Source organism: Pseudomonas batumici (genome assembly GCF_000820515.1).
GTDB lineage: Bacteria > Pseudomonadota > Gammaproteobacteria > Pseudomonadales > Pseudomonadaceae > Aquipseudomonas > Aquipseudomonas batumici.
This window is the reverse complement of record NZ_JXDG01000011.1, coordinates 78,785-101,585: the sequence shown is the minus strand read 5'-3', so window position 1 is coordinate 101,585 and position 22,801 is coordinate 78,785. Positions and strand designations below refer to the sequence as shown.

The window sequence follows — 22,801 nt, the reverse complement described above, 5'->3', positions numbered from 1 at the left end:
CCAGATCGGCAGCGCCGGCTTAGTTCAAGTGCTCGACGCGGATCCGCACGACAGGACCGACCACCCCTTGCAGGGCTTCCAGCGCCGCGATGGCCTCGTTGATATGTTGCTCGCGCACGCGGTGGGTCAGCAGGATCATCGGCACCAGGCCGTCGTGTTCCTCGACTTCCTTCTGCATGATCGATTCGATGTTGATGCCGCGTTCCGACAGGATGCTCGCCACCTGGGCCAGCACGCCCGGATGGTCCTTGGCCTGGATCCGCAGGTAGTAGGCACTTTCGCAGGCTTCGATCGGCAGGATCGGGTGGGCCGACAGCGAGTCCGGCTGGAAGGCCAGGTGCGGTACGCGGTTTTCCGGATCGCTGGTCATGGCGCGAACCACGTCCACCAGGTCGGCGACCACCGACGAGGCGGTCGGCTCCATGCCGGCACCGGCACCGTAGAACAGGGTGGAACCGGAAGCATCGCCATTGACCATGACCGCGTTCATCACGCCGTTGACATTGGCGATCAGGCGATCGGCCGGGATCAGCGTCGGGTGCACCCGCAGCTCGATACCGGCGGCGGTGCTGCGTGCCACGCCCAGGTGCTTGATGCGATAGCCCAGCGCCTCGGCGTAGTTGACGTCGGCGGTGGTCAGCTTGGTGATGCCTTCGGTGTAGGCCTTGTCGAATTGCAGCGGGATGCCGAAGGCGATGGAGGCCAGGATCGTCAGCTTGTGCGCGGCATCGATGCCCTCGACGTCGAAGGTCGGGTCGGCTTCGGCGTAGCCCAGGGCCTGGGCCTCGGCCAGCACGTCTTCGAAGGTACGGCCCTTCTCGCGCATTTCGGTGAGGATGAAGTTGCCGGTGCCGTTGATGATGCCCGCGACCCAGTTGATGCGGTTGGCCGAGAGACCTTCGCGAATCGCCTTGATCACCGGGATACCGCCGGCCACGGCGGCTTCGAACGCGACGATCACGCCCTTCTCGCGGGCCTTGGCGAAGATTTCGTTGCCGTGCACGGCGATCAGCGCCTTGTTGGCGGTGACCACGTGCTTGCCGTGCTCGATGGCACTGAGCACCAGCTCACGGGCCACGGTGTAGCCGCCCATCAGCTCGATGACGATATCGATTTCAGGGTTGCTCGCCACTTCGAAGACATCGTGGGTAATAGCAATACCGGCGGTCTGGAACTGAGGCTTTGGCGTACGCATGGCAATTTGAGCCACTTCGATTCCACGCCCGGCACGGCGGGCAATCTCCTCGGCGTTACGCTGAAGTACGTTGAAGGTGCCGCCACCGACGGTACCTAACCCACAGATGCCTACTTTGACCGGTTTCACTCTGAACTCCCCATGAAACGGCCGACACGAGGTCGGCCGTGGAAAACAGCCGCTGGACCGCCAGCGGCTCGCTATTGATGGCCCGGGAACCCGTCCCCTGGGCCATGCTCGTCACAGGTTGAGCGTGACGAGGCTGGATTACTTGGCGGACAGTGCCAGTTTGGCAACTTGTGCCGCCGGCTGGTAGCCCGGAATTACCTGACCATCGGCCAAAATAATCGCCGGCGTGCCGTTGACACCGATCGATTGACCCAGGGCGAACTGCTTGGACACCGGGTTGGCGCACTTGGCGGCCTTGATTTCCTGGCCGTCGACCATCTTGTCCATGGCCGCCTTCTTGTCGGTCGAGCACCAGACCGCCTGCAACTGCTCGTCACCCGGCGAGCCGAGGCCCTGGCGCGGGAACGCGACGTAGCGCACTTCGATGCCCATCTTGTTCAGTGCCGGCACTTCGGCATGCAGCTTGTGGCAGTACGGACAGGTGGTGTCGGTGAACACGGTGATGTGCGACTTGGTCTCGCCGATGGCCGGGTAGACCACGGTCTCGGCCACCGGGATACCGTTGATCAGCTTGGCGACGCCCAGCCGCTCGGTTTTCTCGGTGAGGTTGACCGGCTTGCCGTCCTTGAGCTGGAACAGGTAGCCCTGCATGACGAACTGGCCGTCGGCGCTGGCATAGAGCACGCGACTGCCCTTGAGCTTGACTTCATACAGGCCGGCCAGGGGACTGGCACTGATGCTCTCCACCGGGGTGTCCAGTTGGAGACTGTCGAGGCTCTTGCGAATCGCCTGCTCGGCGGCGTCATCGGCCAGGGCCAGGGTGCTGACCAGAGCGAGGGCAGCGGCGGCGAAAATCTGGGTCAAGCGCATGGGAACTCCTGAAGACGGGCAAAGGGGGTCGAGGCTGATACGACCACGGGGAAACGGATCGGTTTCAAGCGCCCGCTTTGCGAACCGATAGAGCCTATCACATAAGCCCGGCGGGGCCGAACCCTGTGTGGCTCAGCCGCGCGGATGGTGTTTGGCGTGCAGATCCTGCAATCGCGCCCGGGCTACATGAGTGTAGATCTGCGTGGTGGAGAGGTCGCTGTGCCCCAGCAACATCTGCACCACCCGCAGGTCGGCACCGTGGTTGAGCAGGTGCGTGGCGAAGGCATGGCGCAAGGTGTGCGGCGACAGCGATTTACCGATCCCCGCGACCTTGGCCTGGTGCTTGATCCGGTGCCAGAAGGTCTGGCGGGTCATCTGCTCGCCGCGCTGGCTGGGAAACAGCACATCGCTGGGACGCCCGCCGAGCAGGTCGACGCGGGCATCGCGCAGATAACGCTCGACCCAGACGATCGCCTCTTCACCCATGGGCACCAGGCGCTCCTTGCTGCCCTTGCCCATGACCCGCAACACGCCCTGGCGCAGATTGACCTGCTCCAGGGTCAGGCTGATCAGCTCGGTGACCCGCAGCCCGCAGGCGTAGAGCACCTCGAGCATGGCGCGGTCGCGCTGGCCGATGGCTTCGCTCAGGTCCGGGGCAGCCAACAGCGCTTCCACATCCGCCTCGGACAAGGATTTGGGCAACGGCCTGCCCAACTGCGGCATCTCGACCTGCAAGGTCGGGTCGACGGCAATCAGCTTTTCCCGCAGCAGGTAGCGATAGAAACCCCGCACGCCGGAGAGAAAGCGCGCGGTGGAGCGCGGTTTGTAGGCCTGCTCCAGGCGCCAGGCCAGGTGATCGAGGATCAGCTCGCGACCGGCGGCGGCCAATTCCAGGCCTTTTTCCTGCAACCAGCCGTTGAACAGCGCCAGGTCGCTGCGATAAGCGTCCCGGGTGTTGTCGGACAAACCTTTTTCCAACCACAGGGCGTCGAGAAACTGGTCGATAAGCGGGTGATCGATGGCGGGCATAAGGGCTCGAAAAGCAACAGGCGATAAGCGGTCCCACTGTGACAGCGCGCCACGGTTTTTTCAAAACCCGAAATGCAAAAAAGCAGCCCGTAGGCTGCTTTTTTCTGCATCGGAAGCTGGACTTAAGCCAGTTTTTCCTTGATGCGAGCTGCTTTACCCGACAGGTCGCGCAGGTAGTACAGCTTGGCTTTACGTACGTCACCGCGGCGCTTGACAGCCATGCTGTCGATTTGCGGGCTGTAGGTCTGGAAAGTACGCTCTACGCCAACACCGTTGGAGATCTTACGTACGGTGAACGCGCTGTTCACACCGCGGTTACGCTTGGCAATTACCACGCCTTCGAACGCTTGCAGACGCGAACGGTCGCCTTCCTTCACTTTCACCTGAACGACAATGGTGTCGCCCGGGGCAAAGGCAGGGATCTCTTTGGTCATCTGCTCGGCTTCGAGTTGCAGAATGATTTTGTTGGTCATGCTGTGCTCCTAAGGTAAATCGTCTGATCTACCATCGATACGTTGTTAACTATCGTCCCGCTCGCGGATGTATTCCTCGAGCAGCTTCTTCTCTTCTCCAGAAAGCGAGCGGCTTTCCAGAAGATCGGCGCGTCGTTCCGAGGTCCTGCCAAGGGACTGCTTCAGACGCCAACGCCGGATGTGTGCGTGGTTGCCACTGAGCAACACGTCGGGAACACGCTGATCCGCATACACCTCCGGACGGGTGTAGTGCGGGCAATCCAGCAGGCCATCCGTGAAGGAATCTTCCTCCGCGGAGTCCGCATGCCCTAAAGCTCCGGGCAGCAGCCGTGTAACCGCATCTATCAGGACCATCGCCGGCAGCTCGCCACCGGAGAGAACATAGTCCCCAATCGACCACTCTTCATCGACATGAGCGTCTATAAAGCGCTCGTCAATGCCTTCATAACGACCTGCAATGAGGATCAAGGCTTCCTCGTTCGCCAGGTCGCGTACCGCCAACTGATTCAGTTGCCGGCCTTGGGGCGACAGGTAAATCACCTTCGCCGCCTCCCCTGCTGCTGCCTTGGCCTGAACCAGGGCGTCCTCAAGGGGCTTGATCTTCATCACCATGCCCGGACCACCGCCAAATGGGCGATCATCCACAGTGTGATGACGATCGGTCGTGTAGTCCCGCGGGTTCCAACAGGTCAACTGCAAGAGCCCCTGTTTCACCGCACGACTGGTGATGCCGTAGTCGCTGATGGCGGAAAACATCTCGGGAAACAAACTGATCACTTCTACGCGCAGGCTAGCCATCGCTTAGAAGTCCGCGTCCCAATCCACCTTCATCTCGCCAGCGGCAAGGTCGACGGCCAACACGCATTGCTCCGTATAGGGCAACAGGCGTTCGCGATCATCCAGGCTGCCCGGACAAGGCTTGACCACCATGACATCGTTCGAGCCGGTCTCGAGCAGGTGATCGATTTTCCCGAACAGCTGTCCGAGGGTGTCGATGACCTTGAGACCTTCCAGCTGGTACCAGTAGTACTCGCCGTCGGTCAGTTCAGGGAACAGGTTGCGCGGCACGCAGATCTCATAACCGGCCAGAAGACGCGCTTCTTCACGATCATCGAGACCCTTGAGCTTTGCGACCAGGAACTTTTCGTTCCCGCGTCCGCTGACCAGCTCTACCTGTTTCACGCTGCCTTCGCGCTTGAGCGTCCAGGTTTTGTAGTCCAACAGGTTTTTGATCGGATCCGTAAAGGAATAAACCTTCACTTCGCCGCGAACGCCATGAACAGAATAGATCTTGCCGATAACGATCAGATCATCGGTAGAAGCCGGCGTCGCGTTCATATGGCTCAGGCCGCAGCCTTAGCGTTTTCCTTCAGCAACTGAGCAACACGCTCAGAAGGTTGTGCACCCACGCTCAGCCAGTAGGCTACGCGCTCTTGGTTCACGGACAGACGAACTTCCTGACCACGAGCAACCGGGTTGAAGAAACCCACTTGTTCTTTGTGCGAACCGTCACGAGCGTTGCGGCTGTCGGTTACGGTCAGGTGGTAAAACGGGCGCTTTTTGGAGCCGCCAAGGGCAAGACGGATTGTTAGCATGTGAACATCGTTCCTGTAGTCGGTGCTGCAAATCTAAATGCACAGCGGGCATGGGTGCCCGAAAGGCCGCATATTCTAAGGAATATACGGACTTTTGCAAATGACTTTTTCCGGCGCCCGGCGCCGTGCAATCAGGATTTGCCATGGAGCCGTCGTCAAGACGGCAGGTCAGCTCCCGCTGAATGCGGGTTTACTGGCGATCCCCCACATCCCTGCGGGGGCAGCGCCGGCCATCAGGCCGACGCGAATTCCTTACATTTTCGGCATGCCGCCGCCGGGCAACATACCGCCCATGCCGCGCATCATCTTGGCCATGCCGCCTTTGGCAGAGAATTTCTTCATCATCTTCTGCATCTGCTTGTGCTGCTTGATCAAGCGACCGATGTCCTGCACCTGGGTGCCGGAGCCCATGGCGATCCGGCGCTTGCGCGAACCGCTGATCAACTCGGGGTCGCGGCGCTCGGCCGGGGTCATGGAGTTGATGATGGCTTCCATCTGCTTGAACTGCTTCTCGGCCGCGCCCTGGGCATTGCCCATCTGCGCCAGGTTGACCCCGCCGATGTTCGGCAGCTTGTCCATCAGGCCGCCGAGGCCGCCCATGTTCTTCATCTGTTGCAGCTGGTCGCGGAAGTCTTCGAGGTCGAAGCCCTTGCCTTTCTTCAGCTTCTTGGCCAGCTTGTCGGCCTTTTCCTTGTCGAGGGTCTGTTCGGCCTTCTCGATCAGGCTGAGCACGTCGCCCATGCCGAGGATGCGCGAGGCGATCCGCTCCGGATGGAAGGGCTCGAGCGCTTCGCTCTTCTCGCCCATACCGATGAACTTGATCGGCTTGCCGGTGATGGACCGCACCGACAGCGCGGCACCACCACGGGCGTCGCCGTCGACCTTGGTCAGGATCACGCCGGTCAGCGGCAGCGCATCGCCAAACGCCTTGGCGGTATTGGCGGCGTCCTGGCCGGTCATGGCGTCGACCACGAACAGCGTTTCCACCGGCTTGACCGCCGCGTGCAGCTGCTTGATCTCGTCCATCATCTCGTCGTCGATGTGCAGACGACCGGCGGTGTCGACGATGACCACGTCGATGAACTTGAGCTTGGCTTCTTTAATAGCCGCTTCGGCGATGGCCACCGGCTTCTGGCTGAGATCGGACGGGAAGAAGGTCACGCCGATGTCGCCCGCCAGGGTTTCCAGCTGCTTGATGGCTGCCGGACGATAGACGTCGGCCGAGACCACCATCACGCTCTTCTTCTTGCGCTCCTTGAGGAAGCGCGCCAGCTTGCCGGCGGTGGTGGTTTTACCCGCGCCCTGCAGACCGGCCATCAGCACCACCGCAGGCGGCACGGCCGCGAGGTTCAAGTCTTCGTTGGCGGCGCCCATCAGGCTTTCGAGCTCGGCCTGGACGATCTTCACGAACGCCTGGCCCGGGGTCAGGCTGCGCGACACTTCGGTGCCGACCGCGCGCTCCTTGACCGCGTTGACGAAGTCCTTCACCACCGGCAGGGCGACGTCGGCTTCGAGCAACGCCATGCGCACTTCACGCAGGGTGTCTTTGATGTTGTCCTCGGTCAGCTTGGCCTTGCCGGTGACATGGCGCAGCGTCTGCGAGAGACGGTCGGTCAGGTTTTCAAACATGCGCGATCCTTTGAGGCCCTCATGGAGACCGAAGTGATGGCTGCCGGACAAGGAAAAAAAGCGCCTGGCGAGCCTGCGGCGTGGGCAGGTCGCGGATTATAGCGGAGAGTGCATGCGGCGCACTAGCGCCACGGTCTTTCGTGGACCGGGGGTTCTATGCCAAACTCAGCGCTTTTCGGGCTTGCCTAACAGGATTTATGCTCCCCTTGTCACCCAGTTTGCTGACCAGCCTCGTCGCCGCCTGCCTCTATGCCGCTGCGACCCTCTATCAAGGCACCCGCCTGCGCCAGGGCGCCAAGGCGAACAAACGCCTGCTGGTGGGGCTCGGCGTGATCGCCGTGATCGCCCATGCCATCAGCCTGCTCACCCACCTGATGACGCCCATCGGCCTGGGCCTGGATTTTTTCAATGCCGCCAGCCTGATCGCCGTCGCGGTGATCGCCCTGACCCTGGCGGCCTGCTCGCGCATCCCCGTGGAAAACCTGCTGATCCTGCTCTTCCCGCTGGGCCTGCTGACCGTGGTGCTGGCACAGTTCACGCCCGCGGGCACGGTGCAGATCATCGACGAGGAACCGGGCATCCTCGCGCATATCCTGCTGTCGATCCTGGCCTACGGCATGTTCACCATCGCGGTGTTCCAGGCCCTGCTGCTGTTGCTGCAGGACCACCAGCTCAAGCACAAGCACCCCTCCGGGCTGATCCGCAACTTCCCGCCGTTGCAGACCATGGAAAGCCTGCTGTTCGGCTTCCTCTGGGCCGGCTGGAGCCTGCTGTCGCTGTCGCTGATCTCCGGCTGGCTGTTCGTCGAGAACCTGTTCGCCCAGCACCTGGTGCACAAGACCCTGCTGGCCTGCCTGGCCTGGGTGGTGTTCAGCGTGCTGCTGTGGGGGCGCAATCGTCTCGGCTGGCGCGGGCACAAGGCCATCCGCTGGACCCTGGCCGGTTTCTGCCTGCTGATGCTGGCCTATTTCGGCAGCAAGCTGGTCCGCGAATACATCCTGCACATCTGACGGGCCTTCGAAACCATGGACAATTTGCCCGCCGGGCCGATGCTCGCTGTACTGGCCCTGCTGATTCTCTGGTCGGCGCTGTTCACCGCCGTTGAAGTCGCGCAACAACTGCTCGCCGCCCTGCGCCCCGCCTCGCGCTCGGGTGACAAACCGACGCCCAGGCTGAAATTCCCCCGTGACAGCCTGATCCTGTGCAACACCCTGTGCCGGATCGTGGTGGTGGTGATCGGCACCCTGCTGTCGATTCTCCTGTGGGGCAAGCACGGCCCCTGGCTGGCCTGCCTCGGCGCCACTGTCCTGCTGCTGGTGTTCGCCGACTACCTGCCGCGCCTGCTCGCCGCCCGCTATCCCGAATCGATCCTGGCCACCGGCAACGCCTTGCTGGGGATTCCGCTGAAGATCATCTACCCGGTGGCCTGGTTGCTGAGCGGTATCGCCCAGTTGCTGCTGCGCCCGTTCATCAGCAAGGCCAGCGCGGTCAAGCAGAGCGATGAGGACCAACCGCCCCTCGATCCGGAAGACGAACCGGAGCCCCCGGCGCGCAACCCGTCGCTGTCCAGCATCCATGCGCTGCACAACATCACGGTCAACGACATCCTGGTGCCGCGCAGCGAAGTGGAGGGGGTCAACCTCGACGACTCCATCGAGGAAATCATCGCCCAGTTGCTGAAGAACCGACGCACCCGCCTGCCGGTGTTCCACAGCGATATCAACCAGGTCGAGGCGGTGCTCAATACCCGCCAGATTCTTCATCAACTGTTCGATGCCAGCCTGACCAAGGCCGACCTGCTCGCCGCCTGCCGTGAGCCCTACTTCGTCCCGGAAAGCACGCCGCTGCAACTGCAACTGCTGAATTTCCACAAGCAGCAACGGCGCCTGGGCATGGTGGTGGACGAATACGGTGAGGTGCTGGGCATCGTCACCCTGGAAGACATTCTTGAAGAGATCGTCGGCGAATTCGAAAGCGAACACAGCCTCGATAACCCGCATGTCCACCCCCAGCCCGATGGCCGACTGGTGATCGAGGGCGCCGCATCGATTCGCGAACTGAACAAGAGCCTGGGCTGGCACCTGCCCAGCGACGGCCCGAAAACCCTCAATGGCCTGGTGACCGAGGCGCTGGAGACCATCCCGGAAAGCGCCGTGTGCCTGAAGATCGGCCGTTACCGCCTGGAAATCCTCGAGACCGAGGACAATCGGGTCAGCCGGGTGCTGGTCTGGCACACCACGTCGGCTGCCGTTGCACGCTGACACGGCCGCCCCCTTGTTTGATCGATAGACGCATTCCTATAATCGGGCGGGCTTATCCAGCCCCGCCGGAACGCCTGCTTACCCGCACCCAGCCCCCTCCGGCCAGCAACGCCTTGCCATGACCCGTCGCCGACACTCACAACCTGTCGCGTGGGAACCAGCCCTTATCCCTGGGCGCTCCATACTAATAATTCGCACGCGCAAGACTTTCAGGGACGCCCGCAATGACCTCCAGCACCACCTTTGCAGATGCCACGCCGAACAAGCCGCTGAACTCGACCTCACGAGTAGCGACCGCCAGTTTTATCGGTACGGCCATCGAGTTCTACGACTTCTATGTCTATGCCACCGCCGCCGCGCTGGTGATCGGACCGGTGTTTTTCCCACAGACCGACAGCACCGCGCAGATGCTCTCGGCCTTCCTGACCTTCGGCATCGCCTTCCTCGCCCGCCCGCTGGGTTCGATCCTGTTCGGCCATTTCGGCGATCGCATCGGGCGCAAATCGACGCTGGTCGCTTCGTTGCTGATGATGGGGATCTGCACCACGCTGATCGGCGTGCTGCCCGGCTACGCGAGCATTGGCGCCTGGGCTCCGATCCTGCTGTGCCTGTTGCGCTTCGGCCAGGGGCTGGGACTCGGCGGGGAATGGGGCGGGGCCGCGCTGCTGGCGACCGAAAACGCCCCCGAAGGCAAGCGCGCCTGGTTCGGCATGTTCCCGCAACTGGGTCCGTCGATCGGCTTCCTGGCCGCGAACGGCCTGTTCCTGATCCTCGCCATGACCTTGAGCGACGAACAGTTCCGCTCCTGGGGCTGGCGCATTCCGTTCCTGCTCAGCGCCGCGCTGGTGATGGTCGGCCTGTATGTGCGCCTCAAGCTGGAGGAAACGCCGATCTTCGCCAACGCCGTGGCCCGTCAGGAACGGGTGAAGATGCCCCTGGTCGAGCTGTTCAGCCGCTATTGGGCCCCGGTGCTGCTCGGCTCGCTGGCGATGGTGGTGTGTTACGCGCTGTTCTATATCTCGGCGGTGTTTTCGCTGAGCTACGGGGTCGCCAACCTCGGCTACAGTCGCGAGACCTTCCTCGGGCTGTTGTGTTTTGCCGTGCTGTTCATGGCGGCCGCCACGCCACTGGCGGCCTGGGCCAGCGACCGTTTCGGGCGCAAGCCGGTATTGCTGCTCGGCGGCGTGCTGGCGCTGCTGTCCGGCTTCACCATGGAACCGCTGTTGGGCCATGGCTCGACCGCAGGCGTCGCGCTGTTCCTGTGCCTTGAGCTGTTCCTGATGGGCATTACCTTCGCGCCGATGGGCGCCCTGCTGCCGGAGCTGTTTCCCACCCATGTGCGCTATACCGGCGCATCGGCGGCCTATAACCTGGGCGGCATCGTCGGCGCCTCGGCCGCACCGTTCTTTGCGCAGAAACTGGTGGCGATGGGCGGTTTGAGTTGGGTCGGCGGGTATGTATCGGCGGCGGCGGCGTTGAGCCTGATCGCGATCTTCTGCTTGAAGGAGACGCGCCACAACGATCTGAACAAGGTCGCCTGAAGATCAGCGAGTGAATGGCCGCCTGCGGCGGATCGCGAGCAAGCTTGCTCCTACAGAATCGTGCGTACGACACAAAACCTGTGGGAGCCGGCTTGCCGGCGATGGCGTCCGCAAGATCGATGCAAGGCTTTCGGGCCTCATCGCTGCGATGCGGCGTCCCGACAAGCCAGCGCCTACAATAGAGTCGCGAACGCAGATTAATCTGCGTTCGCGATAGCGCTTACAGCTCGACCTTGACCGCCTGGGCGGCACGGGTCGCCTTGGCCCGCGCGGCGTCGATCGACTCGTCCCGCGCCAGGGCCACGCCCATGCGGCGCTGGCCGTTGACTTCCGGCTTGCCGAACAGGCGCAAGGCCGTATCCGGTTCGCTCAACGCCGCACCGAGGTTGGCGAACACGGTCTGGGTCGACTGCCCTTCCACCAGGATCACCGCCGACGCCGACGGACCGAACTGACGGATCAACGGGATCGGCAAGCCGAGAATCGCCCGGGCATGCAGGGCGAACTGCGACAGGTCCTGGGAAATCATGGTCACCATGCCGGTGTCATGGGGACGCGGCGACACTTCGCTGAACCACACCTGGTCGCCCTTGATGAACAGCTCGACACCAAACATGCCGCGCCCACCCAGGGCCTCGGTCACCGCCTTGGCGACCCGCTCCGACTCGGCCAGGGCCAGCGGACTCATGGCCTGGGGCTGCCAGGACTCCTGGTAATCGCCCTTCTCCTGACGGTGGCCGACCGGTGCGCAGAAGGTGGTGCCGCCGACATGACGAACGGTCAGCAAGGTGATTTCGTAGTCGAAGTCGATAAAGCCCTCGATGATCACCCGGCCCTTGCCCGCACGCCCGCCTTCCTGGGCGTAGTCCCAGGCTTTGCGCACATCGTCGGCGCTGCGCAGCAGGCTCTGGCCCTTGCCCGAAGAACTCATCACCGGCTTGACCACGCACGGGAAACCCAGGTCCTCGACCGCCTTGCTATAGGCCTCGAAGGTGTCGGCGAAGTGGTATGGCGAGGTCGGCAGCTTCAGCTCTTCGGCGGCCAGGCGACGGATGCCTTCACGGTTCATGGTCAGTTGCGCGGCACGGGCCGTCGGCACCACGGTGAAGCCTTCGGCTTCCAGTTCCACCAGGGTGGCGGTGGCGATGGCTTCGATTTCCGGCACGATGAAGTGCGGCTTCTCGGCTTCGATCACTGCCCGCAGGGCCGCGCCGTCGAGCATGTTGATCACGTGGCTGCGATGGGCCACCTGCATGGCCGGCGCGTCGGCGTAGCGGTCAACGGCAATCACTTCGACGCCCAGGCGTTGCAGCTCGATCACCACTTCCTTGCCCAGCTCACCACAGCCACAGAGCAATACGCGAGTCGCGGTCGGCGACAGTGGAGTTCCGATACGGGTCATTTCAGGTCCTCGAGGAAGCAGATCATCGACGGCACCTGGACAATCAGGCACCTGCCGGGAAGAAAGGCCGGCATTTTACATGAACCGAGGCCGACATGAACCGAACAGGTGTGACTTCAGGTGGAAAGGACCGTCTTGCGCGAACGCCAGGCCATGGCCAACCAGACACAGGTCACGCCGGCGAATTTCGAGCCCAGGGCGGTGAGGATCACCCCCGGGGTCAGCGCGCCGATCAGGCCGAAGAAGATGAAGGTGTCCAACGGGATGCTCAGCGCCGAACTTATCCACAGGCGGTCGTGCAGCGGGCGCCTGGTGATGCTGAAGACCAGCCAGTCGATGCATTCGGAGATGGCGAAGGCGGTGGCGCTCGCCAGGGCGATGGCCGGTTCGGAGGTGAAGTAGGACAACAGCAACGCCGCGACCATCGCGACAAGCGCACCGTGGCCGAAACGGGTCTGCACCATGTCGCGCAGGATGAACACCAGCCCGCCCCAGGCCGACCAGATGATGTCCAGGTGCGGCGCGGCGGAGAAGGCGAAGTTGATCAGCACGACGCTGGCGATGTAGGCGATGAGAAAGAGCATGGGCGGCAGACTACCTTGTCTATTTAGCCGTACAGGTTACCCCAAAGTAGCGGAGCCGCTGAAGCCTGACGCGCTCCTGTGGCGAGCCGGGCCTGCAGCGGCTTTCATGCCCGGCTGATTGTCAGGTCCTTGCGCCCGACATGAACAGCAGCCCAGCGGACTTGGCCCGCTCATGACAACGTCCGAGCACCTCGCGACGCTCGGCATTATCCATGCGACCCCAGCGGGTGATCTCCTCGACCGTGCGCTGGCAACCGATGCAGATGTCCTGCTCATCCAGCGCGCAGATGCTCACGCAAGGCGACGCCAGCGGACGTTCGGGCGTATTCATGCTTCGTCGACCGCCAGGTCGCGGGCATAACGCTGGGCGTTGTGCACATAGTGGGCGGCACTGGCTTCGAGCATTTTCTTCTGCGCCTCGGTCAACTCGCGGACCACCTTGCCCGGCGAGCCCATTACCAGCGAGCCGTCGGGAATCTCCTTGTTCTCGCCGATCAAGGCATTGGCGCCGATGATGCAATGCTTGCCGATCTTCGCGCCGTTGAGGATCACCGCGTTGATGCCGATCAGGCTGTAGTCGTCCACCGTGCAGCCGTGGAGCATCGCATTATGGCCGATGGTCACCCCGGTGCCGATGGTCAGCGGATAACCCATGTCGGTATGCATCACCGTGCCATCCTGCACATTGCTGTTGCGACCGATCAGGATCAGCTCGTTGTCACCGCGCAACACCGCGTTGAACCAGACACTGGCCCCCTCCTCCAGCCGGACCCTGCCGACCAGGGTCGCATTGGGGGCTACCCAACTCTGCGGATGCGTCTCGACCCGGGCGTCGCCCAAACGGTATTTCATAGGGTGTCCTCAAGGCTTGCGACCACCTGACCGGCGGCTCTAGATGTTGATAAAGCGTTCCGGGGGATTGTGCAGGCTGATCCGGGCGTCATACAACAGGTTGACCAGCTCGACGATCATGATCGCCGTCAGCCCCCAGATCTTGTATTCGCCAAAGCGGTAGCTGGGCACATACCAGCTGCGGCCCTGATAGTCGATACGATGGGTATGCTCGCGCGGGTCCTGGCGGAAAAACGCCAGCGGCACGTTGAACACCGCGGCGATCTCGGCGTCATTGGCCCGATAGTCGACAAAGTCCGGCACCACCCCGACATAGGGCGTGACCTTGAGCCCGTACAGCGAGATCACCGGACTGAGCGGTCCGATGACTTCCACCAGCCCCGGCGCCAGACCGATTTCCTCTTCGGCTTCGCGCAGGGCGGTGAAGATCAGGTCCGGATCATCCGGGTCGCGGCGCCCACCGGGAAAGGCCACCTCGCCGCCGTGGGTCGACAAGCCGCTGGCGCGCAGGGTCAGCACCAGCTCCGGTTCGTCACTGCGGGTGATCGGCACCAGTACCGCCGCCTCGGGAAAACGACGGTCCGTTTCCAGGGGGCGGGGCGTATGGCTGCTTACACGTCGAAGTAACTCGTCCAGCATGGCTGATCTCGATTTGCGGCTTACCTGGCATCATGCACCAAAAGCGGCGCAGCGCCCAACCCCCCGGACAGTGGCATGTCGCGAAAGCACAACTTGCCGACAACCCGCCGCCCACGCGAAGATAGGCGCATTGCCAAGAGAATCCAGCATGAAGTTCTGCAGCCAGTGCGGCAAACCGGTGAGTCAACGCATACCCGAGGGCGACACACGCCTGCGCTACGTCTGCGACCACTGCGACACCATTCATTACCAGAACCCCAATATCGTCGCCGGCTGTCTGCCGGTCTGGGGCAGCCAGGTCCTGCTCTGCCGCCGCGCCATCGAGCCGCGCCGCGGCTACTGGACCCTACCCGCGGGCTTCATGGAAAATGGCGAGACCGTGGAGCAGGCCGCCCGCCGGGAAACCCTGGAAGAAGCTTGCGCGCGGGTGCGTAACCTGAGCATCTATACGCTGATCGACGTGCCGCACATCAACCAGGTACACGTGTTCTATCGTGCCGAACTGGTGGACCTGGAATTTGCCGCCGGCGCGGAAAGCCTGGAAGTACGGCTGTTCGAAGAACACGAGATCCCTTGGTCCGAGCTGGCTTTCAGGACAGTCGGACGGACCCTGGAGTGCTTCTTCGCCGACCGCCCGACCGAACAATACCCGGTTCGCAGTGAAGCCGTGCCACCCATGGCCTCCCGTACCCAACCCAATCATCAATAACCCCTCACCTTCAGGGATACCGTTTCAATGCGCTGGTTGCTCGTAGTGTTCTGCCTGTCGTTCGCCACTCTGTCCCAGGCCTCTGTCGCCGACCCACTGGGTGGTAGAACCGTCGAGAAGATCCTGATCCTCAAGTCCGCCCATCAACTGCAGCTGATCAATGACGGCAAGCCGCTGAAGACCTACCGCATCTCCCTGGGTAAACACCCCACCGGCCAGAAACTGATGGCTGGCGACCGGCGCACGCCCGAGGGTTTCTATTGGGTGGACTGGCGCAAGCCCAGCGACAAATACAACCTGTCGCTGCACCTGTCCTACCCCAATATCAGCGACTCGGCCCGCGCCCGTCGCGAAGGGGTGGACCCTGGCAGCATGATCATGATCCACGGCACGCCGGACTCCGAGGACTACCCGGAACAGTTGTTCCACACCCTCGACTGGACCGACGGTTGCGTGGCCATGCGCAATGTCGACATGCGCGAGGTCTGGGAACTGGTCAAGGACGGCACCATGGTGGAAATCCGCCCCTGAGCCGACCACGCCATCCTGATACCACTGACTCATCCGACGCCCGTCATGCTCCCCATGACGGGCGTTTTCATTGCACTCGCACAAAACCACTGGTATTGACATGGTATTAAAGTGGTACTAACTTCATCACCACTGTCCGAGTGCAAAACCTCTAACAAACGCACAGGAAAAATCCCACATGAACGACATCCTCGCCCTGCGACCCGATGAGTCCCAGCCGACACCGCTGTACCTGCAACTGGCGCGCAACCTGGAAGCCGCCATCCACGCCGGCCAGTGGAAAGCCGAACAGGCACTGCCCTCGGAGCGCAACCTGAGCGAGCTGTTGAGCATTTCCCGGGTGACCGCGCGCAAGGCCCTGGAAGTCCTGCTGGAACAAGGCCTGATCCGTCGCAGCCAAGGCTCCGGGACCTTTATCACCCCGCGCCTGGAGCAACCGCTGTCACGCCTGTCGAGTTTCAGCGAACGGTTGCGGGCCAAGGGCTTCGTGCCCGGTTCCCGCTGGCTGGAGCGCGAGATCGCCCTGCCGAGCCATGAGGAACTGATCCGCCTGGCCTTGTCGCCCCGTGACCAGGTCGCCCGGCTCAAGCGCCTGCGCACCGCCGACGACACCGTCATGGCCATCGAGATGAGCACCCTGCCCGCCGCCCTGCTGCCCGACCCCGAGGCCGTCGGCGACTCGCTCTACGCCTACCTCGACAGTATCGGCCGCCCGGTGGTGCGGGCCCTGCAACACATTCGCGCGATCAACGCCTCGACCGAATTCGCCGCGCTGGTGGGCATCGAGCCCGGCACCGCGATGCTGCTGATGACCCGTGTCGGCTACCTCGAGGACAACACCCCCATCGAGCTGACCGACACCTACTGCCGTAACGATTACTACGACTTCGTCGCCGAACTGCGGCGTTAGCCTGTTCAGAGAGCCTGCCATGTCCGAAGACAACATCCTCACCCCGCAAGGCTGGATTCGCGGTCGCCTGCTGCACCAGCATGGCAAGGTCACGCAGATCGAGGGCACGCCCTGCGATCCGGGCGAAAACGACCTGCCGTATCTGCTGCCCGGCTTCATCGACCTGCACGTCCACGGCGGCGGCGGCCAGGACATCATGCAGGGTGGCGACGCCTTCGAGACCATCGCCCGCACCCACCTGCGCTTCGGCACCACCTCGCTGCTGGCCACCACCATGACCGCGCCGCCCGAGGAAATCAGCGCCATCCTCGGCCAACTCGGGGTCTATTGCGAACAGCGCCGACCGGGCACCGCCCGTGTCCTCGGCGTGCATCTGGAAGGCCCGTTCATCAACCCCGGCAAGCTGGGGGCGCAACCGAACTTCGCCCACACCGCGATCAGTGCCGAAGTCGAGGACTACCTGCACCTGGCACCCATCCGGGTGATCACCATCGCCCCGGAAATCGCCGGCCACGCGGCGTTGATCCGCGACCTCAGCGCTCGTGGCATCCGCATGCAGATCGGCCATACCCTGGGCAGCTACGAAGAGGGGGTCGCCGCCCTCGAGGCCGGGGTCACCAGCTTCACCCACCTGTACAACGCCATGAGCCCGCTGCATCACCGCGAGCCCGGCATCGTCGGCGCCGCCCTCGCCCACGCCCGCTACGCCGAACTGATCCCGGACCTGTTGCATGTGCATCCCGGCGCCATGCGCGTGGCCCTGCGCTCGATTCCCTGCCTCTATTGCGTCACCGACTCCACGGCCGCCGCCGGCATGCCAGATGGCGAGTACAAGCTGGGCAGCCACACCGTGACCAAATGCCTGGGCGGCGTACGGTTGCCCGACGGCACCCTGGCCGGCAGCACCCTGACCATGGACCAGGCCCTGCGCAATCTGGTGAAGATCGGCCTGCCGCTGGCCGAAGCCTCGCAACGCCTGTCGCAATTCCCCGCCGACTACCTCGGCCTGCCCGAGCGCGGACGCCTGCAACCCGGCAGTTGGGCCGACTGCGTGCGCCTGGACCGCTCACTGACACTGACCTCGATCATGGTCGAAGGAGAAGCCGTTGACTTCCAGAATGCTTGAAGAGGCACTGTCGGCCCACGAGGCGGTCAGCCGCCAGTTGCAGCAGCTCGATGAGAGACTGCTGGCCCTGGGCGCACGGCTGCGCGAGCAACCACCGCAGGTGGTGATGACCGTCGCCCGCGGCAGCTCCGACCACGCCGCCAGCTACTTCGCCTATATCGCCATGCAACAGACCGGGGTTCCGGTGGCCTCGCTGCCGATGTCGGTGGTGACCCTGCAGCACTCGCCGCTGCAGGTCAGCGGCCAGGCGGTGCTGGCCTTTTCCCAATCCGGCCAGAGCCCCGACCTGGTGGACAGCCTGCGCCTGCTGCGCGAGCGCGGCGCCTTGACGGTGGCCATGGTCAACGCCGCGGACTCGCCGCTGGAGGCCGCCTGCGAATATGCGATCCCACTGCTGGCCGGGCCGGAACAAAGCGTGGCCGCGACCAAGAGTTTTATCGCCACCCTCAGCGCCAGTGCCCGGCTGCTCGGCCACTGGCACCAGGACCCGGCTTTGCTGGCCGCAGGACAAACCCTGCCCGAAGGCCTGCGACAAGCCGCGACCCGGGACTGGAGCCAGGCCATCGAGACCCTGCGCGACTGCGAGCGGCTGATGGTGATCGGCCGTGGCGCCGGTTTCGCCATCGCCCAGGAAGCGGCGCTGAAATTCAAGGAAACCTCGGCGATCCAGGCCGAAGCCTTCAGCAGCGCGGAAGTCCGTCACGGCCCCATGGCCCTGATCGACGCCGGCTATCCGTTGCTGGTCTTCGCCCCACGCGGGGCCGAGCAGGCCGGGCTGCTCAAGCTCGCCGCCGAGATGCGCCAGCGCGGTGCCCGGGTGCTGCTGGCGGCGCCGCCGGACGTGGCCGAACGCGACCTGGACCTGTGCTGCGCAGAACACCCGGCCCTCGACCCGATCCTGGCCATCCAGAGTTTCTACGTGATGGCCGCCCAGCTGGCCGTGGCCCGCGGCATGGACCCCGACCAACCGCGCCATCTGAGTAAAGTCACCCGTACCCACTGACGAGTACAGCGCCATGCACAACAAGAACAACATCACCCTCAGCGCACCGCTGAGCGGTCCCGTGTTCCCGCTTGCCGACGTCGACGATGCCGTATTCGCCAGCGGCACCATGGGACCGGGGCTGGCCATCGACCCGCTCAACGATTGCCTGCATGCACCCTGCGCCGGCGAAATCATTCATATCGCCCGCACCCGGCACGCCCTGACCCTGCGCACCGACAACGGCGCCGAACTGCTGCTGCACCTGGGCCTGGACACCGTCGAGCTGCAAGGCGAAGGCTTTGCGCTGCTGATCGAGGAAGGCGCCCGGGTGCATGACGGCCAGGCCTTGCTGCGGGTCGACCTGGACCGGGTGGCCCGCCACTGCAAGAGCCTGGTGAGCCTGGTGGTCCTGACCAATGGCGAGCATTACCACCTGCAGCCCGTGGCCCGGACCCAGGTCAAGGTCGGCGAACCCTTGCTGCGTATCGTGCCGCGCTTGCCCGACGAACAGCATGCGGCCGCCTCGACGACCGACACCGACGAAGTCCGCGGCAGCGCCCGGGTCGCCCATCACGGCGGCCTGCATGCGCGCCCGGCAGCCTTGCTGCGCCAGACCGCGCAGGGCTTCAGTTGCACCGCCCGCCTGCATCTGGACGATCGATCCGCGCCCCTCGACAGCCTGATCGGCATCATGGGGCTCAGCGTCGGCGAACAGCAGGAAGTGCAGATCAGTTGCCGTGGCCCGGACCGCGAAGCGGCGTTGCAGGCCCTGCTCGACGTGCTGCGCACACCGCTGAGCGATACCGGCCACGCGGCCCCACCGCCCGCCAAGGCGATCCCGCCCCGACCGAGCGAAGACGGCGTCCTCCAGGGGGTGTGCGCCGCCCCCGGCCTGGTCTGTGGTCCGCTGGCACACCTGAGCGGCATCACGCTGGCGCCCGACACCGGCCATCACATCGCCGATGAACAGCTGCAAGCGCTGGACGGCGCCCTGGAAAAGGTCCGTTCGGACATCCACGCCATGCTGTTGCGCGCCCGCCAGCGCAAAGACAGCGAAGAGGAAGCGATCTTCAACGCCCACCTCGCCCTGCTCGAAGACCCTGTGCTACTGGATGCCGCCAGCCAGGCCATCAAAGCGGGTCAAGCAGCCACCCATGCCTGGGACCGCTCGATCGAGGCACAATGCCAGGTCCTGCTCAATCTCGGCAATCCGCTGCTGGCCGAACGCGCCAACGACCTGCGCGACCTCCGGCAGCAGGTACTGCGGGCCCTGCTGGGCGAAGCCGCGAACTACAAGCTGCCCCCCGGCGCCATCGTCGCTGCGCACGAGCTGACGCCCTCGGACCTGCTGCAGCTCAGCCAGCAACAGGTCGCCGGGCTGTGCATGGCCGCGGGCGGTGCGACCTCCCACGTGGCGATCCTCGCCCGGAGCAAGGGCCTGCCCTGCCTGGTGGCGCTGGGTGCCGGCCTGCTGGACATCGTCCCCGGCCAGGTGGTGGTCCTCGACGCCGATCATGGCCGCCTCGAATTGAGCCCCGATGAAGCCCGGCGCGAGGGCGTCGCCCTGGCCCACTGGCAACAGCAATTGCGACGCCAGCACCAGGACGCCCAGGCCCGGTTGCCGGCCAACACCCGCGATGGCCTGCATATCGAGGTGGCGGCCAATGTCGCTTCCGCCGCTGATGCCCGCGAGGCGCACCTGCACGGCGCCGACGGCGTGGGCCTGCTGCGCACCGAATTCCTTTTCGTCGAGCGTCGCAGCGCGCCGAATGAAGAGGAACAACGCAGCGCTTATCAAGCTGTACTGGACGCCATGGGCGACCGGCCGGTGATCATCCGCACCATCGATGTCGGCGGCGACAAGCAACTCGATTACCTGCCACTGCCAGTGGAAGCTAACCCGGTGCTGGGCCTGCGCGGCATTCGCCTGGGCCAGGCCCGACCGGACCTGCTCGACCAGCAACTGCGCGCCCTGTTGCAGCTCAACCCGTTGCAACGCTGCCGGATCCTGCTGCCGATGGTCAGCGAAGTCGACGAGCTGCTGCAGGTGCGACGGCGCCTGGATGAGTTGGCCGGCGAACTGGGGATCCGGCTGCGCCCGGAACTGGGGGTGATGATCGAAGTGCCTTCGGCGGCCCTGCTGGCCGAACAACTGGCCGAGCACGCGGACTTCCTGTCCATCGGTACCAACGACCTGTCGCAGTACACCCTGGCCATGGACCGCGACCACGCCGGCCTCGCCGCCCGGGTCGATGCCCTGCACCCGGCCCTGCTACGACTGATGGCCCAGACCTGCGCCGGTGCCGCCGTGCATCGGCGTTGGGTCGGGGTCTGCGGCGCGCTGGCCTCCGATCCGCTGGCGACCCCGGTGCTGATCGGCCTGGGGGTGACCGAGCTGTCCGTGAGCACGCCGCAAATTGGCGAAATCAAGGCGCGGGTACGCAGCCTGGATGCCGCCGAATGTCGACGGATCGTCCCGTCGCTGCTGCAACTGGGCAGCGCTGCGAAAGTCCGTGAAGCCTGTCGCCAACACTGGCCCCTGGGCTGATTCACCCAAGGCTGGAAAACAACAAGAAGGAGACACGCCATGTACCAGTTCTTCATCGAAGGTCTGCAACGCCTGGGGCGGGCGTTGATGCTCCCCATCGCCATCCTGCCGATTGCCGGCCTGTTGCTGCGCCTGGGCGATACCGACCTGCTGAACATCGCCATCGTCCATGATGCCGGCAACACCATCTTCGCCAACCTGGCGCTGATCTTCGCCATCGGCATTGCCGTCGGTTTCGCCCGGGACAACAACGGCACCGCCGGCCTGGCCGGGGCCATCGGTTACCTGGTGCTGATCGCCACCCTCAAGGTGCTCGATGCGAGCATCAACATGGGCATGCTCGCCGGGATCATCAGCGGCCTGCTGGGCGGTGCGCTGTACAACCGCTTCAAGGACATCAAGCTGCCGGAATACCTGGCGTTCTTCGGCGGGCGACGCTTCGTGCCGATTGTCACCGGGTTCTCGGCGGTGGGCCTGGGGGTGCTGTTCGGCCTTATCTGGCCGCCGATCCAGAACGGCATCAACAGCCTCGGCCTGCTGATGGTCGAGAGCGGCAGCCTCGGCGCCTTCATCTTCGGCGTCCTCAACCGGCTGCTGATCGTCACCGGCTTGCACCACATCCTCAACAACATGATGTGGTTCGTGTTCGGCAGCTACACCTCACCCGAGACCGGGTTGGCGGTGACCGGTGACCTGGCGCGCTACTTCGCCGGCGATCCGAAGGGCGGACAGTTCATGACCGGCATGTTCCCGGTGATGGTCTTCGGCTTGCCGGCAGCGTGCCTGGCGATGTACCGCAATGCCCTGCCGGAACGGCGCAAGCTGATGGGCGGCCTCCTGCTGTCGATGGCCCTGACCTCGTTCCTGACCGGGGTGACCGAGCCGGTGGAATTCGCCTTCATGTTCCTCGCGCCGCTGTTGTATGTGCTGCACGCCTTGCTCACAGGGTTGTCGATGGCGGTGACCAATGCCTTGAACATCCACCTGGGCTTTACCTTCTCCGGCGGCGCGATCGACATGGCCCTGGGCTGGGGCAAGTCCACCAACGGCTGGCGAGTGATTCCAGTAGGGTTGGCCTATGCGCTGATCTACTACTTCGTCTTTGATTTCTGCATCCGCCGTTTCGATCTGAAGACCCCGGGGCGAGAGAGTCTCGCCAGTGCCACCGCCACCCGGATACTCAGCGAAAACCAGCGGGCAGCCGCTTATATCCAGGCCCTGGGCGGGGCCACCAACCTGGTGACAGTCGGTGCCTGCACCACGCGCCTGCGGGTGGAACTGCGGGACCGGGACAAGGCCGTGGACGCCGAGCTGAAAAGCCTTGGGGCAATGGCCGTGGTGCGGCCAGGCCACGGCGGCAGCCTGCAAGTGGTGGTCGGGCCGCTGGCGGACAGCATTGCCGATGAGATTCGCTCGGCGTTGCCAGTGACCGGCTCGATCGACAGGACGGTGAGCGAGCCAGTGCCTGTCGAAGCGACGGCGATCAACCCGCAACAGCTCCAACAATGGCTGGACGCACTGGGCGGGAAAGACAATGTGCTGGCACTCGAATGCGTCGCCCAGACGCGACTGCGGGTGCTGCTCGAGGACGGCCGGCGGCTATCGGAAGCGGATCTGAACACCCTGGGCTGCCAAGGCGTCAGCCAGGTGGAAGGCGGAGCCTGGCATGTGTTGGTGGGGGGGCGGGCCAGCGGCATGAGTGAAGCGCTGAGCGCGCTATTGAACCGCAGGGAAGCCTGTACAGCGCCACTCTAGCGCCGCCACTTGAGGTAGCGGATCTGATCCGTTACCTC

Annotated in this window: 23 protein-coding genes; 10 read left to right on the top strand and 13 right to left on the bottom strand. The window is 64.0% G+C overall.

Translation table 11 applies throughout. The annotated features are described in order from the left end of the window. Positions 1–19: 19 nt before the first annotated feature. The 8 genes from UCMB321_RS05660 to ffh all read right to left on the bottom strand — a co-directional run bounded on the left by UCMB321_RS05660 (position 20) and on the right by ffh (position 6,920). Positions 20–1,324 carry a homoserine dehydrogenase gene (locus UCMB321_RS05660; RefSeq protein ID WP_040064524.1) on the bottom strand — a complete coding sequence of 435 codons (1,305 nt, stop codon included), beginning with the start codon at positions 1,322–1,324 and terminating at the stop codon, positions 20–22. Positions 1,325–1,462: 138 nt separating this feature from the next. Continuing rightward, positions 1,463–2,194, bottom strand: a complete 732-nt coding sequence (locus UCMB321_RS05655) for a thioredoxin fold domain-containing protein (RefSeq protein ID WP_040064523.1) — start codon at positions 2,192–2,194, stop codon at positions 1,463–1,465. A gap of 132 nt (positions 2,195–2,326) precedes the next feature. Further along, positions 2,327–3,223 carry a site-specific tyrosine recombinase XerD gene (gene xerD / locus UCMB321_RS05650; protein WP_040064521.1) on the bottom strand — a complete coding sequence of 299 codons (897 nt, stop codon included), beginning with the start codon at positions 3,221–3,223 and terminating at the stop codon, positions 2,327–2,329. A gap of 122 nt (positions 3,224–3,345) precedes the next feature. Beyond that, the gene (gene rplS / locus UCMB321_RS05645) at positions 3,346–3,696 is read right to left on the bottom strand and encodes a 50S ribosomal protein L19 (RefSeq protein ID WP_017904968.1); all 351 of its coding nucleotides are present in this window, start codon (positions 3,694–3,696) and stop codon (positions 3,346–3,348) included. A 45-nt stretch (positions 3,697–3,741) separates the two neighbouring features. Next, positions 3,742–4,494 (bottom strand): tRNA (guanosine(37)-N1)-methyltransferase TrmD, encoded by a 753-nt coding sequence (gene trmD, locus UCMB321_RS05640; RefSeq protein WP_040064517.1) that lies wholly within the window; start codon positions 4,492–4,494, stop codon positions 3,742–3,744. Positions 4,495–4,497: 3 nt separating this feature from the next. After that, positions 4,498–5,034 (bottom strand): ribosome maturation factor RimM, encoded by a 537-nt coding sequence (gene rimM, locus UCMB321_RS05635; protein WP_040064516.1) that lies wholly within the window; start codon positions 5,032–5,034, stop codon positions 4,498–4,500. A 5-nt stretch (positions 5,035–5,039) separates the two neighbouring features. Next, the gene (gene rpsP / locus UCMB321_RS05630; protein WP_040064515.1) at positions 5,040–5,291 is read right to left on the bottom strand and encodes a 30S ribosomal protein S16; all 252 of its coding nucleotides are present in this window, start codon (positions 5,289–5,291) and stop codon (positions 5,040–5,042) included. A gap of 252 nt (positions 5,292–5,543) precedes the next feature. Next, entirely contained in the window at positions 5,544–6,920 is a 1,377-nt protein-coding gene (gene ffh / locus UCMB321_RS05625) for a signal recognition particle protein (protein ID WP_040064513.1), read from the bottom strand. Positions 6,921–7,117: 197 nt separating this feature from the next. Between ffh and UCMB321_RS05620 the strand changes: the two genes are divergently transcribed. The 3 genes from UCMB321_RS05620 to UCMB321_RS05610 all read left to right on the top strand — a co-directional run bounded on the left by UCMB321_RS05620 (position 7,118) and on the right by UCMB321_RS05610 (position 10,722). Then, a complete protein-coding gene (locus tag UCMB321_RS05620; RefSeq protein WP_040064512.1) occupies positions 7,118–7,930 on the top strand; it encodes a cytochrome C assembly family protein in 813 nt (270 codons plus the stop codon). Between the two features lie 15 nt (positions 7,931–7,945). Further along, the gene (locus tag UCMB321_RS05615; RefSeq protein ID WP_040064511.1) at positions 7,946–9,181 is read left to right on the top strand and encodes an HlyC/CorC family transporter; all 1,236 of its coding nucleotides are present in this window, start codon (positions 7,946–7,948) and stop codon (positions 9,179–9,181) included. Positions 9,182–9,405: 224 nt separating this feature from the next. After that, a complete protein-coding gene (locus tag UCMB321_RS05610) occupies positions 9,406–10,722 on the top strand; it encodes an MFS transporter (RefSeq protein WP_040064510.1) in 1,317 nt (438 codons plus the stop codon). Positions 10,723–10,942: 220 nt separating this feature from the next. On the opposite strand, the gene purT is transcribed toward UCMB321_RS05610, so the two are convergent. From purT to UCMB321_RS05585, 5 genes are all read right to left on the bottom strand, one after another. Further along, positions 10,943–12,124 carry a formate-dependent phosphoribosylglycinamide formyltransferase gene (gene purT, locus UCMB321_RS05605; protein ID WP_040064509.1) on the bottom strand — a complete coding sequence of 394 codons (1,182 nt, stop codon included), beginning with the start codon at positions 12,122–12,124 and terminating at the stop codon, positions 10,943–10,945. Between the two features lie 116 nt (positions 12,125–12,240). Continuing rightward, positions 12,241–12,708: a VUT family protein gene (locus UCMB321_RS05600; RefSeq protein ID WP_040064507.1), complete on the bottom strand. Its 468-nt coding sequence runs from the start codon at positions 12,706–12,708 to the stop codon at positions 12,241–12,243. Between the two features lie 121 nt (positions 12,709–12,829). Beyond that, positions 12,830–13,039: a DUF1289 domain-containing protein gene (locus UCMB321_RS05595; RefSeq protein ID WP_040064506.1), complete on the bottom strand. Its 210-nt coding sequence runs from the start codon at positions 13,037–13,039 to the stop codon at positions 12,830–12,832. Next, on the bottom strand, positions 13,036–13,560 hold the full coding sequence (locus UCMB321_RS05590; RefSeq protein ID WP_040064505.1) for a gamma carbonic anhydrase family protein: 525 nt from the start codon (positions 13,558–13,560) through the stop codon (positions 13,036–13,038). Before UCMB321_RS05590 ends, UCMB321_RS05595 begins: the two co-directional genes overlap by 4 nt. A 39-nt stretch (positions 13,561–13,599) precedes the next feature. Then, a complete protein-coding gene (locus tag UCMB321_RS05585) occupies positions 13,600–14,199 on the bottom strand; it encodes a CoA pyrophosphatase (RefSeq protein WP_040064504.1) in 600 nt (199 codons plus the stop codon). Between the two features lie 148 nt (positions 14,200–14,347). Between UCMB321_RS05585 and UCMB321_RS05580 the strand changes: the two genes are divergently transcribed. From UCMB321_RS05580 to nagE, 7 genes are all read left to right on the top strand, one after another. Further along, a complete protein-coding gene (locus UCMB321_RS05580; RefSeq protein ID WP_040064503.1) occupies positions 14,348–14,908 on the top strand; it encodes an NUDIX hydrolase in 561 nt (186 codons plus the stop codon). Between the two features lie 27 nt (positions 14,909–14,935). Beyond that, a complete protein-coding gene (locus tag UCMB321_RS05575; protein WP_040064502.1) occupies positions 14,936–15,439 on the top strand; it encodes a L,D-transpeptidase family protein in 504 nt (167 codons plus the stop codon). Between the two features lie 178 nt (positions 15,440–15,617). Then, complete coding sequence (locus UCMB321_RS05570; RefSeq protein ID WP_040064501.1) at positions 15,618–16,349, top strand: GntR family transcriptional regulator; 732 nt, start codon at positions 15,618–15,620, stop codon at positions 16,347–16,349. Between the two features lie 19 nt (positions 16,350–16,368). Beyond that, on the top strand, positions 16,369–17,475 hold the full coding sequence (gene nagA, locus UCMB321_RS05565) for an N-acetylglucosamine-6-phosphate deacetylase (RefSeq protein WP_040064500.1): 1,107 nt from the start codon (positions 16,369–16,371) through the stop codon (positions 17,473–17,475). Continuing rightward, positions 17,456–18,478 carry an SIS domain-containing protein gene (locus tag UCMB321_RS05560; RefSeq protein ID WP_157015853.1) on the top strand — a complete coding sequence of 341 codons (1,023 nt, stop codon included), beginning with the start codon at positions 17,456–17,458 and terminating at the stop codon, positions 18,476–18,478. The genes nagA and UCMB321_RS05560 overlap by 20 nt, the downstream gene beginning before the upstream one ends. 13 nt (positions 18,479–18,491) lie before the next feature. Next, complete coding sequence (gene ptsP, locus UCMB321_RS05555) at positions 18,492–21,008, top strand: phosphoenolpyruvate--protein phosphotransferase (protein WP_040064498.1); 2,517 nt, start codon at positions 18,492–18,494, stop codon at positions 21,006–21,008. Between the two features lie 39 nt (positions 21,009–21,047). After that, positions 21,048–22,763, top strand: coding sequence for an N-acetylglucosamine-specific PTS transporter subunit IIBC (gene nagE / locus UCMB321_RS05550; protein WP_040064497.1), 1,716 nt, complete (start codon positions 21,048–21,050; stop codon positions 22,761–22,763). Positions 22,764–22,801: the final 38 nt, after the last annotated feature.

What these genes read in the sequence shown, in the direction of transcription:
- UCMB321_RS05655 (WP_040064523.1), bottom strand. Translation starts at nt 2,194, where the DNA reads ATGCGCTTGACCCAGATTTTCGCCGCCGCTGCCCTCGCTCTGGTCAGC.
- xerD (WP_040064521.1), bottom strand. Translation starts at nt 3,223, where the DNA reads ATGCCCGCCATCGATCACCCGCTTATCGACCAGTTTCTCGACGCCCTG.
- rplS (WP_017904968.1), bottom strand. Translation starts at nt 3,696, where the DNA reads ATGACCAACAAAATCATTCTGCAACTCGAAGCCGAGCAGATGACCAAA.
- trmD (WP_040064517.1), bottom strand. Translation starts at nt 4,494, where the DNA reads ATGGCTAGCCTGCGCGTAGAAGTGATCAGTTTGTTTCCCGAGATGTTT.
- rimM (WP_040064516.1), bottom strand. Translation starts at nt 5,034, where the DNA reads ATGAACGCGACGCCGGCTTCTACCGATGATCTGATCGTTATCGGCAAG.
- rpsP (WP_040064515.1), bottom strand. Translation starts at nt 5,291, where the DNA reads ATGCTAACAATCCGTCTTGCCCTTGGCGGCTCCAAAAAGCGCCCGTTT.
- ffh (WP_040064513.1), bottom strand. Translation starts at nt 6,920, where the DNA reads ATGTTTGAAAACCTGACCGACCGTCTCTCGCAGACGCTGCGCCATGTC.
- UCMB321_RS05620 (WP_040064512.1), top strand. Translation starts at nt 7,118, where the DNA reads ATGCTCCCCTTGTCACCCAGTTTGCTGACCAGCCTCGTCGCCGCCTGC.
- UCMB321_RS05615 (WP_040064511.1), top strand. Translation starts at nt 7,946, where the DNA reads ATGGACAATTTGCCCGCCGGGCCGATGCTCGCTGTACTGGCCCTGCTG.
- UCMB321_RS05610 (WP_040064510.1), top strand. Translation starts at nt 9,406, where the DNA reads ATGACCTCCAGCACCACCTTTGCAGATGCCACGCCGAACAAGCCGCTG.
- purT (WP_040064509.1), bottom strand. Translation starts at nt 12,124, where the DNA reads ATGACCCGTATCGGAACTCCACTGTCGCCGACCGCGACTCGCGTATTG.
- UCMB321_RS05600 (WP_040064507.1), bottom strand. Translation starts at nt 12,708, where the DNA reads ATGCTCTTTCTCATCGCCTACATCGCCAGCGTCGTGCTGATCAACTTC.
- UCMB321_RS05595 (WP_040064506.1), bottom strand. Translation starts at nt 13,039, where the DNA reads ATGAATACGCCCGAACGTCCGCTGGCGTCGCCTTGCGTGAGCATCTGC.
- UCMB321_RS05590 (WP_040064505.1), bottom strand. Translation starts at nt 13,560, where the DNA reads ATGAAATACCGTTTGGGCGACGCCCGGGTCGAGACGCATCCGCAGAGT.
- UCMB321_RS05585 (WP_040064504.1), bottom strand. Translation starts at nt 14,199, where the DNA reads ATGCTGGACGAGTTACTTCGACGTGTAAGCAGCCATACGCCCCGCCCC.
- UCMB321_RS05580 (WP_040064503.1), top strand. Translation starts at nt 14,348, where the DNA reads ATGAAGTTCTGCAGCCAGTGCGGCAAACCGGTGAGTCAACGCATACCC.
- UCMB321_RS05575 (WP_040064502.1), top strand. Translation starts at nt 14,936, where the DNA reads ATGCGCTGGTTGCTCGTAGTGTTCTGCCTGTCGTTCGCCACTCTGTCC.
- UCMB321_RS05570 (WP_040064501.1), top strand. Translation starts at nt 15,618, where the DNA reads ATGAACGACATCCTCGCCCTGCGACCCGATGAGTCCCAGCCGACACCG.
- nagA (WP_040064500.1), top strand. Translation starts at nt 16,369, where the DNA reads ATGTCCGAAGACAACATCCTCACCCCGCAAGGCTGGATTCGCGGTCGC.
- ptsP (WP_040064498.1), top strand. Translation starts at nt 18,492, where the DNA reads ATGCACAACAAGAACAACATCACCCTCAGCGCACCGCTGAGCGGTCCC.
- nagE (WP_040064497.1), top strand. Translation starts at nt 21,048, where the DNA reads ATGTACCAGTTCTTCATCGAAGGTCTGCAACGCCTGGGGCGGGCGTTG.